Origin of the sequence: Curtobacterium sp. 8I-2 (genome assembly GCF_902506155.1) — a bacterium.
Classification (GTDB): domain Bacteria; phylum Actinomycetota; class Actinomycetes; order Actinomycetales; family Microbacteriaceae; genus Curtobacterium; species Curtobacterium poinsettiae.
In genome coordinates this window covers 2,544,411-2,559,377 of record NZ_LR732827.1, presented here as the reverse complement: position 1 = coordinate 2,559,377, position 14,967 = coordinate 2,544,411, and the positions used below count along the sequence as shown (strand labels likewise).

Annotated in this window: 13 protein-coding genes; 7 read left to right on the top strand and 6 right to left on the bottom strand. The window is 70.9% G+C overall.

The window, feature by feature from the left end:
- Window positions 1-380: 380 nt before the first annotated feature.
- Window positions 381-839 (top strand): hypothetical protein, encoded by a 459-nt coding sequence (locus tag BOSE127_RS15865; protein ID WP_017888184.1) that lies wholly within the window; start codon window positions 381-383, stop codon window positions 837-839.
- A 24-nt stretch (window positions 840-863) separates the two neighbouring features.
- On the opposite strand, the gene BOSE127_RS15860 is transcribed toward BOSE127_RS15865, so the two are convergent.
- The 3 genes from BOSE127_RS15860 to BOSE127_RS15850 all read right to left on the bottom strand — a co-directional run bounded on the left by BOSE127_RS15860 (window position 864) and on the right by BOSE127_RS15850 (window position 2,786).
- Window positions 864-1,049: a hypothetical protein gene (locus BOSE127_RS15860; RefSeq protein ID WP_159557959.1), complete on the bottom strand. Its 186-nt coding sequence runs from the start codon at window positions 1,047-1,049 to the stop codon at window positions 864-866.
- Between the two features lie 118 nt (window positions 1,050-1,167).
- The gene (locus BOSE127_RS15855) at window positions 1,168-1,476 is read right to left on the bottom strand and encodes a thiamine-binding protein (protein ID WP_017888186.1); all 309 of its coding nucleotides are present in this window, start codon (window positions 1,474-1,476) and stop codon (window positions 1,168-1,170) included.
- The gene (locus BOSE127_RS15850; RefSeq protein WP_159557957.1) at window positions 1,473-2,786 is read right to left on the bottom strand and encodes a glycosyltransferase 87 family protein; all 1,314 of its coding nucleotides are present in this window, start codon (window positions 2,784-2,786) and stop codon (window positions 1,473-1,475) included. Before BOSE127_RS15850 ends, BOSE127_RS15855 begins: the two co-directional genes overlap by 4 nt.
- Window positions 2,787-2,869: 83 nt before the next feature.
- Between BOSE127_RS15850 and BOSE127_RS15845 the strand changes: the two genes are divergently transcribed.
- Entirely contained in the window at window positions 2,870-3,580 is a 711-nt protein-coding gene (locus BOSE127_RS15845) for a YceI family protein (protein WP_017888188.1), read from the top strand.
- 118 nt (window positions 3,581-3,698) lie between these two features.
- Here BOSE127_RS15845 and BOSE127_RS15840 read toward each other — a convergent pair whose 3' ends face one another.
- Window positions 3,699-4,559, bottom strand: a complete 861-nt coding sequence (locus BOSE127_RS15840) for an ADP-dependent NAD(P)H-hydrate dehydratase (protein WP_017888189.1) — start codon at window positions 4,557-4,559, stop codon at window positions 3,699-3,701.
- A 24-nt stretch (window positions 4,560-4,583) separates the two neighbouring features.
- Between BOSE127_RS15840 and BOSE127_RS15835 the strand changes: the two genes are divergently transcribed.
- The 4 genes from BOSE127_RS15835 to BOSE127_RS15820 all read left to right on the top strand — a co-directional run bounded on the left by BOSE127_RS15835 (window position 4,584) and on the right by BOSE127_RS15820 (window position 8,901).
- Window positions 4,584-5,216, top strand: a complete 633-nt coding sequence (locus BOSE127_RS15835) for an HAD family hydrolase (protein WP_056068896.1) — start codon at window positions 4,584-4,586, stop codon at window positions 5,214-5,216.
- Between the two features lie 9 nt (window positions 5,217-5,225).
- Window positions 5,226-6,308 (top strand): NADH:flavin oxidoreductase/NADH oxidase, encoded by a 1,083-nt coding sequence (locus BOSE127_RS15830; protein WP_159557955.1) that lies wholly within the window; start codon window positions 5,226-5,228, stop codon window positions 6,306-6,308.
- Window positions 6,309-6,466: 158 nt separating this feature from the next.
- Window positions 6,467-7,867, top strand: a complete 1,401-nt coding sequence (locus BOSE127_RS15825; RefSeq protein WP_159557953.1) for a hemolysin family protein — start codon at window positions 6,467-6,469, stop codon at window positions 7,865-7,867.
- On the top strand, window positions 7,864-8,901 hold the full coding sequence (locus BOSE127_RS15820) for a hemolysin family protein (RefSeq protein WP_017888193.1): 1,038 nt from the start codon (window positions 7,864-7,866) through the stop codon (window positions 8,899-8,901). The genes BOSE127_RS15825 and BOSE127_RS15820 overlap by 4 nt, the downstream gene beginning before the upstream one ends.
- A 97-nt stretch (window positions 8,902-8,998) precedes the next feature.
- Here BOSE127_RS15820 and BOSE127_RS15815 read toward each other — a convergent pair whose 3' ends face one another.
- A complete protein-coding gene (locus BOSE127_RS15815) occupies window positions 8,999-10,438 on the bottom strand; it encodes a GuaB1 family IMP dehydrogenase-related protein (RefSeq protein ID WP_159557951.1) in 1,440 nt (479 codons plus the stop codon).
- A gap of 177 nt (window positions 10,439-10,615) precedes the next feature.
- Between BOSE127_RS15815 and BOSE127_RS15810 the strand changes: the two genes are divergently transcribed.
- Window positions 10,616-14,362, top strand: a complete 3,747-nt coding sequence (locus tag BOSE127_RS15810) for a multifunctional oxoglutarate decarboxylase/oxoglutarate dehydrogenase thiamine pyrophosphate-binding subunit/dihydrolipoyllysine-residue succinyltransferase subunit (protein WP_175470728.1) — start codon at window positions 10,616-10,618, stop codon at window positions 14,360-14,362.
- A 79-nt stretch (window positions 14,363-14,441) separates the two neighbouring features.
- On the opposite strand, the gene BOSE127_RS15805 is transcribed toward BOSE127_RS15810, so the two are convergent.
- On the bottom strand, window positions 14,442-14,882 hold the full coding sequence (locus tag BOSE127_RS15805; protein ID WP_042539621.1) for a GNAT family N-acetyltransferase: 441 nt from the start codon (window positions 14,880-14,882) through the stop codon (window positions 14,442-14,444).
- Between the last annotated feature and the right edge of the window lie 85 nt (window positions 14,883-14,967).

Here is a 14,967-nt window from a genome sequence, read left to right as displayed (position 1 = left end):
CTGTCCGCAGTGCGGGACCGCGGCGATCGGGAACGCGGCGACGGCTGCAGCCGGTTCGGCAGACCGGTCCGCGCAGTGCGTGCGTGCGACGGTCGATCACGCCGTCACGACCGGAGGTGCCGGTCCGGGTTCAGCGACGAACGGGACGGTCCGGGCGGCGTCGTGGGTGACTGCCGCGACGACCCGGTCTCAGCAGTGTAGACCGCTCCAAAGGGCGAACGGAAGCGCACGCAACTACAGTGGCCGGAACGGGCCGCGCTCCCGGCCGGGCGCTCCTGGCGAGCACCGAGGCGCTGCGGTCGAACGATGCGCACGACACGGACGGGGGCGGTGGACCGGTGAAGCGGAGGAACAGGGCGGGCTTCTCTGGCGTCCTGGCGGTGAGTTCACTGCTGCTCGCAGCCTGCTCCGGGGTGCCCGCCACGCCGAGCCCCGGAGACGTCCAGCAGGGATTCGTCGGAACGTGGGCACAGGACGACCGGGGGCAGTCGGTGCTGGTGCTGGACGAGGACGGCACATTCCGGGCACAGGACTTCCCCGCTGCCCTGGTCTGCGACGGCTCGGGGAACGGCGGGTACCAGCTCGACGCCTGCAGGTCCCGCCCGAGCACCGTGTCGGCCGACGGCACATGGACCGTGGCCGAAGGGCAGTTCGGCGTGGTCCGGCTCGACAGTGGCGAGAAGTCGTTCGCCACCGCGTACCAGCATCACACGAGCTTCTTCGGCCATGACTTCGTGCTCGGGTTCTACACGGGGTCACTCGAACGGCCGGAGCCGGACTACGTGTTCGAGCGGGTGCAGCAGCGCGCGGAAGGCGTGCACGGGGCGCTCGAGCGCTGAGGGCACCGCCCCGACCCGTGGCGGTCAGGCTGCGCGGCGACCCTGCCCGGCGACACCGCTCGACGCACCCTGCAGATCGGGCAGCTCGTCACGGTGCACCCATCCGGTGCCGCACTCCGCGCAGCTCGCCCAGGCGTTCTCGCCCTGTTCGTCCGTGTCGATGACGACCGTTCGCAGGTCGCAGTCGGGGCACCACCCATCGTGCATCATCACGCGCTCCTCATCGTCGTCTCGGAGGCCACCGGAAGTGGCTCGATGCCGACCATGAGACACCCGGCCACCGACATCCGAGGGACCGGTCCGGCGTGTCGGGCGACGGCGCCGCGGGCTACTCGCCGAGCGCGGCCTCGAGCCGTTCGAGCTTGCCGTCGATCTCGCCGGTGTGCCCGGGGCGGATGTCGGCCTTGAGCACGAGCGACACCCGCGTGCCGTACGCACCGACGGCCTCGGTGGCGCGCTTGACGACGTCCATGACCTCGTCCCACTCCCCCTCGATCTCGGTGAACATCGACGAGGTGCGGTTCGGCAGCCCGCTCTCGCGCACCACGCGGACAGCGGCCGCGACGGCATCGTGCACGGACCCGTCGGACGTTGCAGCGGGACCACCGGACGGAGCGACGGAGAAGGCGACGATCATGCGTCCATCCTGCCCGGCTCGGGCTGGTCGTGCACGGACGGCGACGAGCGTCCAAACACCCGTCCGGGCCCCGCAGCCCGCCCCATCCGCACCAGCACGACCACGCTCCACACCAGGATCGCGACCTCGAGTACGTTCCGCACCGTGAGCACCACGAGGATCCACGGCTGCACGCCGAGCAACTGGTCGTAGTAGCCCGGGTAGATCACCTGCGTGAGCAGCGCCATCGGCAGGGCGGTCACCGCGATCGGCACGAACCGGCGCGCACTGGGGGTGCCTGCGGCGAGCCCCCACACGATCGGCACCGCGAACCAGCCGATGTACTGCGGCGACCCCACCTTGTTCGTCGCGATGAGCGCGGCCACGAACAGGAGCGCGAGCACCGGCGCGAGCTCGGCCCGACGGGCACCGCGGCGGGCGGCCCAGAGCGCGAGCACGACCCCGGCCACCACGACGACGGCCATCAACGGCGTCGACACCGCGGCGGCGGCGGACGTGCCGGCACCGGACACCTCGAAGGTCAGGATCTCCTGGTTGTAGAACACCGCTGCCCCCGGAACGCCGGAGGCTGCGGCCCACATGAACGGCGTCGCGAGCGGCGACTCGATCTGCAGCGCGCGACCGGTCTGCTCGCCGATGAACGACAGCAGGAACGGCGCACCACCCCACAGCACGTCGACGAGCACGATCAGCGCACTCAGCACCAGCGCACCGGCGAGCACGCCACGGCGATGTCCACGACGCACGAGCAGCAGCACCGCGACGAGTGCCGCCGGCCACACCTTCGTCCACGCACCGGCGGTGAACAGCGCGGAAGCGACGGCCGGCCTCGAGGCCACGAACGCCACCCCCACCAGCGCGAACGCCGTCGCGACGGTGTCGATCCGGCCCAGTGCGATCGGCCCGAGCACGAGCAGGAACAGCAGCCACCACCAGGCGACCCGCACGCCGTGCACGCCGAAGCGGTCCGACGACCCCACGCGCGCCCGGAACCGCCACAGGAACGCGCACGCCGCGGCGTCGAGCAGCACCATCAGCAGCAGCCAGCCGGTGCCGATCGACTCGACGCCCCCGAGGGCCGCTGCGGCCATCGGCACGATCGCCAGGATCGGGTACACCCACGCGCCGTCGATGCCCACCCAGAAGTCCGCGCTCCGCCCGGTCTCGATCCAGCGGCTGTAGGTGATGGTCACGTCACCGAGCGGCAGGTTCGTCGACACGAGGGTCAGCCACCACAGGAAGCCGTGCACGGCGACGAACGCCAGGACGAAGCCGGCGAGTTCGAGCCACCGGGTCGAGGTCCTCTGCACCGGACGAGCGTAGCGGCAGGACCGGAGACGATCCCCGCCACGGACTCAGGGTCTCCCGAGCATGACGTGTCACCGTTCAGCTCGTGACCTCCGACACCCCGCGCAAGCGCCGCAAGGCCGTCATCTGGATCTCCGTCATCGCCGCCGTCGTCGTCCTCGGCGTCGTCGGCGCGGTGGTCTTCACGAACGTCTACACGAGCAACGAGAACGCGAAGGCCTCGGCCGCGCCGTCCGTCGCGGCGACGCGCCAGGCCTCCACCCTCGACGACACCGACCTGTCCGGCGAGTGGACGGTCGGCGGCGACTCCGAGGCCGGGTACCGCGTCCACGAGGTCCTGAACGGCTCCGACGTCACCGTCACCGGCCGCACCGACAGCGTCTCGGGCACCGCGACCGTCGACGGCACGAGCATCACCGCCGCGAAGATCACGGTGCAGGTCGGCGACATCACCACCGACTCGGACCAGCGCGACTCGTACTTCCGCGACTCCGCCATGGACACCGCGGCCTTCCCCGAGGCCACGTTCGAGCTCACCGCACCGATCGCGGACGCGGTGCCGAGGGGCTCCGACACGACGACCGTGACGGCTCCGGGGAAGCTCACGCTGCACGGCGTCACGAAGGACGTCACCGCGAAGCTGCAGGTCGGCCTGAACGGCGACGGCGTCGACATCTCCGGCTCGGTCCCGATCACCTTCTCGGACTACGGCGTGCAGGCGCCGAGCCTGGGGTTCGTCAAGGTCGACGACGCCGGTTCCGTCGAGTTCCTGGTGCACGCCACCCCCGCGACCTGACGTCCGCGACGCGCGTCACGCCCGTGACGTGACCGCCGAACCCACTGCGTTCGCATCCTTCGACAGAACACGCGTCGATCACCTCGTGGATCGTCGGAAGGTGCACGCGCACCGACCGCTACCCGCGCGCATCCCCGTCCACGACGAGGTCCCGGACGACCCCGGGCAGCTCGGCGATGAGCGTCGTCATCGGGAACGGCCCGCCGCCGGATGCCCGTCGCGCCGCGAGCCCGTGCACCACCGCGGCCGACGCGGCCAGGTGCGCGAGGTCGGACGGCGTGAGCGACGACCCGGCAGCCTCGACGGCGCCCTGCCGCGCGGCGACGAGTGCCCCGAGGACCCCGCCGAGCACGTCCCCGGCGCCGGCGGCCGCGAGCCACGGCGTCGCCGACGACGCCACGAGCCGCACCGACCCGTCCGGGGTGACCACGTGGGTCCGCTCCCCCTTGAGCAGCACGACGCTGCCGGACCGCTCGGCCGCACGGAGCGCCGCGGCGGCCGGGTCCTGCTCGATGTCGGCGCGATCCGCCCCCAGGAACGAAGCGAGCTCACCGGCGTGCGGTGTGAGCACGGCGAGCGGCCCGAGGTCGACGAGCGGGATCGCCCCGGCGTCGACGACGACCGGGACGCCGTCGTCAGAGGCGTGCGAGAAGCCCGACGCCGTCGCCTCGTCCAGGTCGCCGAGCGACGACGCCGAGATGCCGGAGCCGACGAGCCAGGCCTGCACGCGGCCGACGCCGGACACGACCTCGGGGCGGCGGGTGAGCACGTGGTCGGTGGCGCGTGCGGGTCCGACGTACCGGACCATGCCGACGCCGGTGTGCACGGCGGCGTCGACCCCGAGCACGGCGGCGCCGGGGTACTGGTCGGACCCGGTCGCGATGCCGAGCACCCCGCGCCGGTACTTGGTGGACTCCCCCGTCGGCGCGGTGACCCACGCGGCGGCATCGGACGGTCGGACGGGCACGAAGTCGTTCACCGGCCCCACGTTACGGTGGAGGCCATGAGCCTGTTCCTGCCTGGTCGCGTGGTGGTCTTCGACTACGGCGAGGTGATCAGCCGGACGCCGCACGCCTCGCGGGACGCCCTGGTGGCCGCCACCGGTGTCCCGGCGGAGGAACTGTTCCCGGTGTACCAGGAGCTCCGGCACGACCTGGACCGCGGCGACCTGTCCGTCGTGGCGTACTGGCGTGCCATCGCGGAACGGACCGGACGGAACTGGAGCATCTCCGAGATCCACCGGTTCTGGGCGATCGACTTCACCGGGTGGTTCGAGGTCGAGCCGGAGACCCTCGACATCGTCGAGGAGCTGCACGACGCCGGCACCCGCGTGGCGCTGCTCTCCAACGCGGGCTTCGACTTCGGCGACCCGTACCGACGATCCCCGATGGGCTCGCTGTTCGAGACCGTCGTGGTGAGCGCCGAGGAGCACGTCCTGAAGCCCGCGGCATCCATCTACCGCGACACCTGTGCGCGCTTGGGAATCGACCCGGGTCAGATGGTGTTCGTGGACAACAGGGCCGAGAACGCCACCGGTGCGGAAGCGATCGGGGCGGTCGGCCACCACTACACGTCGCCGGCGTCGCTGCGGTCGTTCCTGACGGAACTGGCCGAGGCACCGGCACCCGTCCTCTGAGGAGCCCGCGTGACGCACGCCCTGTTCGACCCGATCACCGTCCGTGACCTGACCGTCCGCAACCGCATCTGGGTCTCCCCGATGTGCCAGTACTCGGTGGACCAGCAGGACGGCGTGCCGACCCCGTGGCACCTCGTGCACCTGGGCGGGTTCGCGAAGGGCGGTGCCGGCGCGGTCGTGGTCGAGGCGACGGGCGTCGTGCCCGAGGGACGGATCACCCCGCAGGACCTGGGGCTGTGGAACGACCAGCAGCGCGACGCCTACAAGCCGATCGTCGACTTCCTGCACGACCAGGGCGCCGCAGCGGGCATCCAGCTGGCGCACGCCGGCCGCAAGGCCTCGACGTACCGCCCCTGGGACGCGACGCACGGCACAGTCCCCGCCGACCAGGGCGGCTGGACCACCGTCGCCCCGTCAGCCGTGGCGTTCGACGGCTACGACGTGCCCCGCGAGCTCGCGGTCGAGGACATCCGCGTCGTCGCGCTCGCCTTCGCCCAGTCCGCCCGCCGCGCGGTGGAGGCCGGGTTCGACCTGGTCGAGATCCACGCCGCCCACGGGTACCTGCTGCACCAGTTCCTGTCGCCGCTGAGCAACCAGCGCACCGACCAGTACGGCGGCTCGCTCGAGAACCGTGCCCGCGCGCTGCTCGAGGTCGTCGACGCCGTGCGTGCCGAGGTCGGCGAGGGCTTCCCGATCGTCGTCCGCTTCTCGGCCACCGACTGGGTCGACGGCGGGCTCACGCTCGACGAGACCACGGTCGTCGCCCGCTGGGCCGCCGAGCGCGGTGCCGACCTGGCCGACGTGTCGACCGGCGGCAACGTCGCGAGCGCGCCGATCCCGGTCGGCCCCGGCTACCAGGTACCGCACGCCGCAGCGATCAAGCGCGACGCCGGCATCCCGACCATCGCGGTGGGGATGATCTCCGAGGCGTTCCAGGCCGAGCAGATCGTCGCGACCGGCCTGGCCGACGTGGTGATGATCGGGCGCGAGATGCTCCGCGACCCGTCGTTCGCGCTCCGCGCCGCGCTGGAACTCCGCGTGGCGGTCGACTACGAGCCGCAGCAGTACCACCGCGCGCGGATCACGGCGTAGACGGCGGACCGGATCTGTACGGTTCCACGGCTCCGAGCCCGCGCAGGCGGTACGATTGGCAGCACTGTGGACGATCCCCCGAATAGTTCTTCGCCTCACTCATCCGCCGCTCACTCGGTGAGCTGCACGTCATCCCTGTGCGCGAACGGGGGTGAATCATGAGTCCGATCGACATCGTCATGCTGATCGGCGGCATCCTGCTGACCCTCGGCACGGGTGTCTTCGTCGCGTCCGAGTTCGCGCTGGTGAACCTCGACCGCGCCGACGTCGAAGCACGGCGTGACCGCGGAGAGGCCGGCCTCGCACCGGTCATCGGCGCGCTGAAGGTCACCTCGACCCACCTGTCCAGCGCGCAGCTCGGCATCACGCTGACCACGCTGCTGACCGGCTACCTGCTCGAACCCTCGATCGCGAAGCTGCTCGAGGCACCGTTCCTGGCGATGAACCTGCCGGAGGGCATCGTCGAGACCGTCGGCTCGATCGTGGCGCTCGTCATCGCGACCCTGCTGTCGATGATCCTCGGCGAGCTCGTGCCGAAGAACTTCGCGCTGGCGCTGCCGCTGCAGACCGCACGGCTCGTGGTCCCGCTGCAGATCGCGTTCACGACGGTCTTCAAGCCGGCGGTCGCGCTGCTGAACGGCACCGCGAACGCCGTCCTGCGGTCGATGGGCATCGAGCCGCAGGAAGAGCTCTCCGGCGCCCGCAGTGCCGAGGAACTCACCTCGCTGCTGCGCCGGTCGGCGTCCGAGGGCTCGCTCGAGCAGGACACCGCGACGCTCCTCGAGCGCACCATCTCGTTCTCCGAGCTGAGCGCCAGTGACGTGATGACCCCGCGCCCCCGGCTCTCCACGATCCGGGTGTCCGAGTCCGCCGAGGACGTCATCGCCCTCGCCCGCAAGACCGGCTTCAGCCGCTTCCCCGTCATCGAGGAGGACGCGGACGACGTCGTCGGCATCGTGCACGTCAAGCAGGCCGTCGCCGTGCCGCGCGAGAAGCGTCCGGAGGTCCCCGTCGGGGCGCTCATGACCGACGCCGAGCGTGTGCCGGAGACGATGCCGGGCGACACCCTGCTCGCCGAGGTCCGCGGCCGCGGCTACCAGATGGTCATCGTCGTCGACGAGTACGGCGGCACCGCCGGGGTCGTCACGCTGGAGGACCTGATCGAGGAGATCGTCGGCGAGGTCTCCGACGAGCACGACCGCGCACGCATCGACGTGGTCCGCTCCCGAGACTGGCTGACCTTCCCCGGTCTGCTGCGTCCCGACGAGCTCGAGGACCGCGCCGGCGTGAAGGTGCCCGAGGACGGCCCGTACGAGACCGTCGGTGGGTTCGTCATGTCGACGTTGGGCCGTCTGCCCGTCGTCGGCGACGAGGTCCCGCTGGACGGCGGCGTGTTCCGCGTCGAGCGTCTGGACGGCCGCCGGATCGACCGCATCCGCTGGACCCCGACGCGCGAGCCGACCGACACGGCGGCCACCGCGATCATCATCCCGTCCACCAAGAGCACCCCGACCACCACGAAGGCCGCGGCCACCACGACGAAGGGCAGCACCCGATGAGCTCCGACTGGTGGGGCATCTTCTGGCTCGTCGTCCTGTTGCTGGGCAACGCGTACTTCGTCGCGGCGGAGTTCGCGGTCATCTCCGCACGCCGCTCGCAGATCGAGCCCCGCGCCGAAGAGGGCTCGAAGGCCGCGCAGATGACGCTGTGGGCGATGGAGCACGCCACCCGCATGCTCGCGACGACGCAGCTCGGCATCACGGTCTGCTCGCTGCTCATCCTGAACGTCTCCGAGCCGGCGATCCACCACCTGCTCGAGGTCCCGCTGCACCTGACCGGCTGGAGCGCCGAGGTGATCGGCACCGTGGCCTTCGTGTTCACGCTGCTGCTCGTGTCGTTCCTGCACGTCGTGTTCGGCGAGATGGTGCCGAAGAACATCTCGTTCTCGATGCCGGACCGCGCCGCGCTGCTGCTCGTGCCGACGCTCTGGTACATCGGCCACGGCCTGCACTGGGTCATCGTCGGCCTGAACGAGGTGGCGAACGCCGTGCTGCGACTGTTCCGCGTCGAGCCGAAGGACGAAGCGGTGAGCGCGTTCACGGTGGAAGAGGTGCAGACGATCGTGGAGCAGTCCCGCCGCGAGGGCACCCTGACCGACGACGGCAAGCTCGCCCTGGCGTTCGAGTTCACCGAGAAGAAGGTCCGTGACGTGGCCGTGCCGATGGCCGAGCTCGTCACACTGCCCGACGACGCCACCCCCGGTGACGTCGAGCACGCCGTGGCACAGCGTGGGTTCTCCCGCTACGTGCTCGTCGGCGAGGACGGCTCCCCCACGGGCTACGTGCACGTGAAGGACGTCATCGACCTGCGTCCGGACGAGTTCGACGACCCGGTGCCGCCGAAGCGCATCCGGCAGCTCATCTCGCTGTACACGGAGATGGACCTCGAGGACGCGCTCGCGACCATGCGGGCCGCAGGCCGCCACGTGGCGCGCGCGTTCGACGCGGACGGCCGCACACTCGGCGTGCTGTTCCTCGAGGACATCCTCGAGGAACTCGTCGGCGAGGTCGAGGACGCGACCCGACGCCGGTAGACGCACCGGCAGGACGGACGGGAGGCGCGGTGCCAGCTGGCACCGCGCCTCCCGTCCGTTCGTGGTCGCGACCAGGGCGACGCGCGCCCCGTCCGCGCTACCAGCTGACGGGCAGGGGCTTGCCCTCTTCGTACCCGGCGGCGGACTGGATGCCGACCAGCGCGCGCTCGGAGAACTCGGCGAGCGACGACGCACCCGCGTAGGTCGCGGAGCTGCGGACGCCGGTGGTGATCATGTCGAGCAGGTCCTCGACGCTCGGGCGCTCCGGGTCGAGGTAGATCGTCGACGACGAGATCCCCTCGGCGAAGAGTTCCTTGCGGGCCCGCTCGTACGGGTCGAGCCGCTCGAAGCGCTCGCGGACGGCCTTGGCCGAGGCCATGCCCCAGCTCTCCTTGTACGCCTTGCCCGCAGTGTCGCGGCGCAGGACACCGGGCGCTTCGAGCGTGCCGGCGAACCACGAGCCGATCATGACCGCGGACGCCCCGGCGGCCAGCGCGAGGGCGACGTCGCGCGGGTAGCGCACCCCGCCGTCGGCCCAGACGTGCGCGCCGAGCGACCGAGCGGCGGCGGCCGTCTCGAGCACGGCGGAGAACTGCGGGCGGCCGACGGCGGTCATCATGCGGGTCGTGCACATGGCGCCCGGCCCGACACCGACCTTGATGATGTCCGCCCCGGCGCCGACCAGGTGCGCAACGGCGTCGGCGGTGACGACGTTGCCGGCGACGAGCGGGATGCCGAGCCGCAGGGACGAGACCGTGCGGAGGGCACGGAGCATGCCGTCCTGGTGGCCGTGCGCGGTGTCGAGGACCAGGACGTCCACGCCCGCGGCGGCCAGCGCCTTCGCCTTGGCCGCGACGTCACCGTTGATGCCGAGCGCGGCGGCGACCCGGAGCCGCCCGGAGGCGTCGACGGCGGGCGTGTAGATGTCGGAGCGGATCGCGCTCGTCTGGCTCGTGGTGCCGACGACCCGACCGTGCCGCATCACCGGCGCGAAGTCGACCTCGGCGGCGGAGAGCACCTGGTGGACGTGGCGGGGCGTCCCGGCGTCCTCGGCGTCGATGGCGGTCGAGGCTCCGTGCAGCAGGTCGCCGAGGACGGCGTCGGGGCCGGCGGTGCCGAGGCGGGTGGCGGGCACGCAGCCGAGGTACTCGCCGTCGGCGTCGCGGACGACCACGCCACGACCGGCGACGGGCAGGAGCTGCTCCAGGGCCTCGGCGACGGTGGTCTGCGCCCCCATGTCGTAGGCGGTGTCGAAGTCGACCGGCTGGTCCTTCACCCAGCGGATCGCGGCGTCGAGGTCCTGCAGGTGCATGTCCTGCGGCAGCACGCCGAGGCCACCGCGCCGGGCGAGCGTGGCGGCGAGCCGGGGGCCCGTGACCGAGTTCATGTTGGCGCTGACGATCGGGATCGTGGCGCCGCTGCCGTCGTTCGCCGCCAGGTCGACGTCGAAGCGGCTCGTCACACCGGAACGGCTCGGGACGAGGAAGACGTCGGAGTAGGTCAGGTCGTGCGTCGGCCGCGTCTCGTAGAACCTCATGCGCTCCACTGTACGGCTCCGGTCACGGCCCCGACCGGGTGCCCACGGGCCGCCGACTCGCGCCGTGGCTGACACGGAACGGACATGTCGGAGCGGCTAGGCTTGGAACCTGTGCGGCGCAGGGTTGCTCCGCACGACACACACGAGCATCTATCGACGGAGAGTGGGCGATCGGCTGTGTCGAGCCATCTGACCGGAACGGACGAGACCGCGGGCGAATTCGGGGCGAACGAGTGGCTCGTCGACGAGCTCTACGAGCAGTTCGTCGCGGACAAGGAGTCGGTCGACAAGTCCTGGTGGCCGGTCCTCGAGAGCTACCACCGCACGCAGGTCGGTGGCGCTGCGGCCCCGGCCCAGTCCCCCGCGCAGCCGGCACCGGCCCAGCAGCAGTCGTCGACGCAGCAGCCCGCCACCGGTGACGCTCCGGGCGAGGCCAAGTCCGGTCCGATCCAGGCGAAGACCACCTCGCGCCAGCCGGCACCGCAGCCGATCCCGGCCGAGGCGAACGACGCGGCGGACGACCACGAGGAGACCCACGAGGACGTGGCGACCCCGCTCCGGGGCATGGCGAAGACCCTGGCGTCGAACATGGACGCCTCGCTGACGGTCCCGACCGCCACGAGCGTCCGCACCATCCCGGCGAAGCTGATGATCGACAACCGCATCGTCATCAACAACCACCTGCGGCGGGCCCGCGGCGGCAAGATCTCCTTCACGCACCTGATCGGGTGGGCGATGGTGCAGGCGCTCAAGGACTTCCCGAGCCAGAACGTCTTCTACGAAGAGCGCGACGGCAAGCCGTTCGTCGTCGCCCCGGCACACGTGAACCTCGGCATCGCGATCGACGTCCCCAAGAAGGACGGCACCCGCTCGCTCCTGGTGCCGAGCATCAAGCGGGCCGAGTCCCTGACGTTCGGCCAGTTCCTCTCGGCCTACGAGGACCTCGTCAAGCGCGCCCGTGACAACAAGCTCACCCCGGCGGACTTCCAGGGCACGACGATCTCGCTCACCAACCCGGGCGGCATCGGCACCGTGCACTCGGTCCCCCGTCTGACGAAGGGGCAGGGCTCGATCATCGGCGCCGGTGCCCTGGAGTACCCGGCGCAGTTCCAGGGATCGGCGTCGAAGACCCTGGTCGAGCTCGGCATCGGCAAGACCATCACCCTGACGAGCACCTACGACCACCGTGTCATCCAGGGCGCCGGTTCGGGCGAGTACCTCAAGCACGTGCACGAGCGCCTGATCGGTGAGCACGGGTTCTACGACGGCATCTTCGCCGCGCTCCGGATCCCGTACAAGCCGATCCAGTGGGCGAACGACATCAACGTCGACCTGGCGCACCGGGTGAACAAGACCGCGCGCGTGCAGGAGCTCATCAACAGCTTCCGCGTCCGTGGGCACCTGATGGCCGACATCGACCCGCTCGAGTACCGCCAGCGCACCCACCCCGACCTCGAGATCGAGAGCCACGGGCTCACCTTCTGGGACCTCGACCGCGAGTTCGTCACCGGCGGGCTCGCCGGCACCACCTCGGCACCGCTCCGCGACGTCCTCGGGATCCTGCGCGACGCGTACTGCCGCACGGTCGGCATCGAGTACATGCACATCCAGGACCCGGAACAGCGTCGCTGGGTGCAGGAGCGCATCGAGGTGCCGTACTCGAAGCCGTCGAAGGAAGAGCAGCTCCGCGTCCTCGGCAAGCTCAACGAGGCCGAGGCGTTCGAGACCTTCCTGCAGACCAAGTACGTCGGGCAGAAGCGCTTCTCGCTCGAGGGCGGCGAGTCCACCATCGCCTTCCTCGACACCCTGATCCAGCACGCCGCCGGAGCCGGACTGGCCGAGGTCGCGATCGGCATGGCCCACCGTGGCCGTCTGAACGTGCTGACGAACATCGCCGGCAAGACCTACGGGCAGATCTTCCGTGAGTTCGAGGGCTCATCGCTGCCGGGCACGGTGTCCGGTCAGGGCTCCGGCGACGTGAAGTACCACGTCGGCACCGAGGGCGTGTTCCGCACGTCCGACGGCTCGAGCATCCCGGTGACGATCGCCGCGAACCCGTCCCACCTCGAGGCCGTCGACGGCGTGCTCGAGGGCATCGTCCGCGCCAAGCAGGACCGCGAGGCCCCCGGCAGCTTCGGCGTGCTCCCCGTGCTCGTGCACGGCGACGCGGCGATGGCGGGCCAGGGCGTGGTCGTCGAGACGCTGCAGATGTCGCAGCTCCGCGGCTACCGCACGGGCGGCACGGTCCACCTCGTCATCAACAACCAGGTCGGGTTCACCACCCCGCCCGAGTCCGCGCGCAGCTCGGTGTACTCCACCGACGTCGCGAAGACGATCCAGGCGCCGATCTTCCACGTGAACGGTGACGACCCCGAGGCCGTCGCCCGCGTCGCCGAGCTCGCCTTCGCGTACCGCGAGGAGTTCCACCGCGACGTCGTGATCGACCTGATCTGCTACCGCCGTCGCGGCCACAACGAGGGCGACGACCCCTCGATGACGCAGCCGCTGATGTACAACCTCATCGAGGCGAAGCGCTCCGTCCGCACGCTGTACACCGAGGCCCTCGTCGGCCGTGGTGACATCACGCAAGAGGAGTACGACGAAGCGCACCGCGACTTCCAGGACCGCCTGGAACGCGCCTTCGCCGAGACGCACGAGGCGCAGACCGGCACCATCCCGGTGATCGAGGTCGACGACGACGGTGCGGTGCAGGGCCTCGAGCGCCCGGCAGCGCAGCGCGACGACTCCGAGGTCGAGGTGCACGAGACCGCCGTGTCCGACGAGCTCGTCCGGGCGATCGGCGACGCACACAGCAACCCGCCCGCCGGGTTCTCCATCCACCCGAAGCTGCAGCAGCTGCTGACCAAGCGCACCGAGATGACGCGCAACGGCGGCATCGACTGGGCGATGGCCGAGCTCATGGCGATCGGGTCGATCCTGGTCGAGGGCAAGCCGGTCCGCCTCGCCGGACAGGACGCCCGCCGTGGCACCTTCGTCCAGCGCCAGTCGGTCTTCCACGACCGGGTGAACGGCCAGGAGTGGCTGCCGCTGTCGAACCTCACCGAGGACCAGGCCCGGTTCTACGTGTACGACTCGCTGCTGAGCGAGTACGCGGCGATGGCCTTCGAGTACGGCTACTCGGTGGAACGCCCCGAGTCCCTCGTGCTCTGGGAAGCGCAGTTCGGTGACTTCGCGAACGGCGCCCAGATCGTCATCGACGAGTTCATCTCGTCCGCCGAGCAGAAGTGGGGACAGCGCTCCGGCCTCGTCCTGCTGCTGCCGCACGGGTACGAGGGCCAGGGGCCGGACCACTCGTCTGCGCGCATCGAGCGGTACCTGCAGCTGTGCGCCGAGGACAACATGATCGTCGCACGACCGTCGACCCCGGCGTCGTACTTCCACCTGCTCCGCCGACAGGCCTGGGCCCGTCCGCAGAAGCCGCTCATCGTGTTCTCGCCGAAGGCGATGCTCCGGCTCCGTCAGGCGACGAGCGCGGTCGAGGACTTCACGACGGGCACGTTCGAGCCCGTGCTGGACGACCACCGGATCACCGACAAGGGTGCCGTCCGCCGGGTCGTGCTGCACTCCGGCAAGGTGCACCACGACCTGCGCGCCGAGGTCGACAAGCGCGGGATCACCGACGTCGCGCTCGTCCGCCTCGAGCAGCTCGCGCCGCTCCCCCTCGACCGCATCCTCGAGGTGCTGGCCGGCTACCCGGACGCCGACGTCGTGTGGGCACAGGAGGAGCCGGAGAACCAGGGCGCCTGGCCGTTCGTCTGCATGAACCTGTCGCCGCACCTGGGCGGCCGACCGTTGTCCGTCGCGGCCCGCTCGGCGAGTGCAGCACCGGCCACCGGGTCGTCGAAGCGCTCCGCACAAGAGGCCGCGGACGTCATCGACACGGCACTGAGCACGTCGGCGTAACCACGAGGAAGCGCCCCGTGTGGGAGCCCGATGGACTCCCACACGGGGCGCTTCGCTGTTCCCGAGGAGTGCGACGCCCCTAGGCGAACTTGGTGTACCGGACTCCGGCGTCGTGGTACCCGCGCTTCTGGTAGAACCGGTGCGCGTTGTCCGTCGCTGCCGCACTGACCGCGCTGAGGCGACGCGCGCCCTGCTCGACGGCCCACGCTTCGAACGTGTCGATGAGTGCGGAACCGGTGCCGAGCCTCCGGGCCGTGTCGTCGACGACCAGCAGCAGCAGCTGCGCCGTCGGTTCGTCGCTGGCGTACGCCCACGTGACCTGGGCCCCGGCCACGGCGGCCACACGGCCGTCGTCCCCCCGGACGACCCAGGTGCGGTGCCCGGCCTCGGGCGTGAGCCGTTCGAGGCGGGCGCGCATCGACGCGTCGTCGACGTCGTGACCGAGCAGGCGGACGAGGGCGGCGACGTCGGCGACGTCCGTGTCAGACCAGGCGGTGGTCGACTCGACGGTGAGGGTCATGTCGGCCAACCTACCCGGGCCGCCGGTCGTGTTGCGACGGGCTTCCATAACAACTGATATTCATATACTCTGCTGTCATATCACC